Source organism: Luteimonas soli (assembly GCF_042648865.1).
GTDB lineage: Bacteria > Pseudomonadota > Gammaproteobacteria > Xanthomonadales > Xanthomonadaceae > Luteimonas > Luteimonas soli.
Window position 1 is genome coordinate 1 of record NZ_JBHRYA010000015.1, and the last position, 3,364, is coordinate 3,364.

Consider the following 3,364-nt stretch of genomic DNA (forward strand, 5'->3'; position numbering starts at 1 on the left):
AGGTACAGCTTGCCATGTGCTTGGCTCCACTACGCGGCGCGGCTTAACTTAGGCGTTAGGCCGCTCGGGAAACATCAATGGCTGTGCGGGTTCGCGCGTCTGACAGATCACGGCGCAAGCCTGGTGCTCCAGACGCGGGCGCAGTCAGCCTGGCCTCGATAGTTCATGGCGCAAGCCGCTGGCTCGCGGGCAGAGTTGCAATTGCTCACTCCCAACCGTTTCTGGCGCAAGCGCCCCTTTCGTCCAGATCTGTCGTAAAGTTCGCCACGGTGGGCCGGTGGCTCCGTGACCGGCGGCCTAACAACTCATTCAAGCCGAACCCGCTTCGCGGCTTCGGCAACATCGTCGCACCGGCAAGCGTATTGTTCCCCTACTCTTCGCGCTGCGGGTCGGCTTAATTCAGGCGTTAGGCCTCAGAGAGAGATCATGGATATCCCATCTATTTCCGCTGCGCTCTCGAGTCTAAAGACGGCGACTGATATCGCAAAGATGGTCAGGGAGAGTACGACTACTCTCGAGAAGGCCGAGATCAATCTAAAGATGGCGGATTTGATTGGCACGCTTGCCGACACAAGGGTGCAGCTAGCTGAAATCAAAGAGGCCCTACTTGAGCGCGACGAAAAGATCACTTCGCTGGAAACGGCATTGAATACGCGCGCCAATCTTTCCTACGAAGCTCCCTACTACTGGGAGATGAAGGGTGAGGAGCGAGTTGGCCCATACTGCCAGAAGTGCTACGACGTCGATGGAAAGCTCGTGAGGCTTCAGGGCAGCACCAGTACACGCGGGTGGTGGCACTGTCATTCCTGCGACCGGGTGGTCCATGACAAGAACTATGACAACAGACCTATCCGCTTCCAAAGCGAGTGGTGAGCTATGTGGCTGAGGCCTAACAGTTCATTCAAGCCGACGCCGCTTCGTTCCGCGAGCCACATGGCAGCTAAAGCTTGCCATGTGTTCGCTCCACTACGCAGCGCGGCTTAATTCAGGCGTTAGGGCGCATATGAAACGTTTCGGCTATCTTCTGGCACTACTGCTGAGTACTCCAGCATTCGCTGCCGGCCCACCTCCGGCGGAGTATCCACAAGCCTGTGCCCCAACGTACTGTGTACAAATAGTTGCCACTGCCCCTGATCAGCCGCAAAAATTCGTCATGCAACACAACGCCCGGGCAGGCACGTCCACAATGACTGTGGATATGGGTCGTGGATTCTTCGTTGCTTTTAGCTCCAGGCACGTCGAATCGCGCTTAAGTCATACGCGCAGTGAAAATCGTTGGATACATCGTGATGACAGTGCATCTGCATGGAGATGCCTGAGGTGCGGCACCACAAGGGGAAAGGATGAGGTGCTCGGAGTTGTGCTGCGCGGCATCCCCTCAAGCTATGACTTTGATAATCTTGGCTTGTCTGTATGCGTTTGGCCGCTAGACAGGTTCGCCGCCGGCTACGGGGACGGCAGATCAATGCGACTTGGCGAGAAGGCCTGCATCTCCGCACATGCGCCCTAACAATTCGTTCAAGCCGAACTTGCTTCGTTACGGCAAAGGTATGGCAGAAAAGCTTGCCATACCTTTGCCTCCACTACGCAAGTCGGCTTAACTCAGGTGTTAGGTGCCAATGGGGAATTCATCGCGGTTTCTGTTCTTAGTTGCGGCTCAGCTCTGCGTTCCGGCAGCAATCTATCTTTTGGTTGGGCTATACATCAGCCGGGGTTTCGGGTTCGAACACCTGCTTCCCAACTATCTGTTCATGGCAGCGCCGCACATTCTTGTTGGCGCCCTCGCCTTCTGGCCAAGAGCTCGTCCCCCTGCGTTGGTATGGGTTCTCTCCTTGCTCAACTGCGTGCTCGTTGCCTTCCAGCTTTGGGTTCTACTGGCTGTTCCGCCGCAAGAATCCAGCCTGGCTTGGGTTCTCTACATCCCGGCATGGAGCGCGGTTCTGCTAGCCTGTGCCATCGCGTGGATCGTTGTCAGGTATAACGGTCCGCCCAAAACAAGCAGCGGTGCCAGCTAATGGGTTGGCACCTAACAATTCGTTCAAGCCGAACTTGCTTCGTTACACCAAATCCATGGCAGAAAGAGCTTGCCATGGCTTTGGCTCCACTACGCAAGTCGGCTTAACTCAGGCGTTAGGCGCGCATATGGGGTTTCGCTTTCAACGACGGATCAATCTAGGCGGCGGCTGGGGTCTCAACACCAGCGGCTCTGGTGGCTCACTGAGTCGTCGGACTCGGCATGGATCTATCGGCACCAAGGGCTTCAGCCTTCGCAGCGGAATACCTGGGCTTAGCTACCGCCAGAGCTGGGGCAAAAATTCTGGCGCAGTGGTTGCTGTTGCCGCCTTGGTCATGGCTGTCGTAGCAATAGCTGTCCAGATACTCATCGTGCTAGTTCCGCTCATCTGGCAATGCCTTTCTTGGCTTGCCCTCACCATCTATGATTTCTGTGTCTACGGCACTCAGCAGTTCAAAGCATGGCGCGCTCGCTCGACCGGGTAGCGCGCCTAACAATTCATTCAAGCCGACGCCGCTTCGCGGCGCGGCTTAATTCAAGCGTTAGGCCGCTCGGGTCAGATTCAATGGTCGTGGTGATCCGTACATCTGGCACTTCTCGGCGCAAGCTACTTGCCCCAGTCGTGAGCGCAGCCAGGTCACCCTCGACCGTTCACGGCGCAAGCCGCTGGCTCACGGACACCGTTGCCGTTGCTCACTCCAGATCGTGCCCGGCGCAAGCGCGCCCTTCGGCCAGATTTGTCGTAAAGTCCGGCACGCAGGTGCGTTGGTTCCTCGGCCGGCGGCCTAACAGTTCATTCAAGCGGAACCCGCTTCGCGGGTCCGCTTAATTCAGGGTGTTAGGCGCCAATGGAAACATCCATGCCATTGAGTATCACAAGCCTCAAGCCTTACGTTCCCTCCAAGGATTTTGAGTTGTCCAAGCGGTTCTATACCGCGCTTGGATTCACCCTGTCCGAGGGCTGGGGCGGCACAGCGGATTTCTCGCTCAATGGCCACGCCTTCCGGCTTCAGAACTACTACGTGCAGGATTGGGCAAACAATTTCATGTTTGTCATTGGCATCGAGGACATTGAGGCTTGGCACCAGCGGGCAGTTGAGCTGCTCAACAGCAACACCTTCCCTGGCATGCGGGTCAAAGCGCCAGAACCAGTAGATGCTTCATTAGTCCTGCACGTCTGGGATCCAACTGGGGTTTTGCTAGTTTTTGTACAGTAGGGCGTCGCGGTTGGCGCCTAACAATTCATTCAAGCCGACACCGCTTCGCGGCGCGGCTTAACTCAGGCGTTAGACCGCTTATGCCCTTTCCAACTACTGAAACATTCATCCAAGCCGCTGAGGCAAAGCTCGG

Annotated in this window: 2 protein-coding genes; both read left to right on the plus strand. The window is 56.6% G+C overall.

What is annotated here, in order from left to right:
- The first annotated feature begins 426 nt into the window (after positions 1 to 426).
- Positions 427 to 873 carry a hypothetical protein gene (locus tag ACFONC_RS15335; protein ID WP_386745545.1) on the plus strand — a complete coding sequence of 149 codons (447 nt, stop codon included), beginning with the start codon at positions 427 to 429 and terminating at the stop codon, positions 871 to 873.
- Between the two features lie 2,001 nt (positions 874 to 2,874).
- Entirely contained in the window at positions 2,875 to 3,231 is a 357-nt protein-coding gene (locus ACFONC_RS15340) for a hypothetical protein (RefSeq protein WP_386745546.1), read from the plus strand.
- The last annotated feature ends 133 nt before the right edge of the window (positions 3,232 to 3,364 follow it).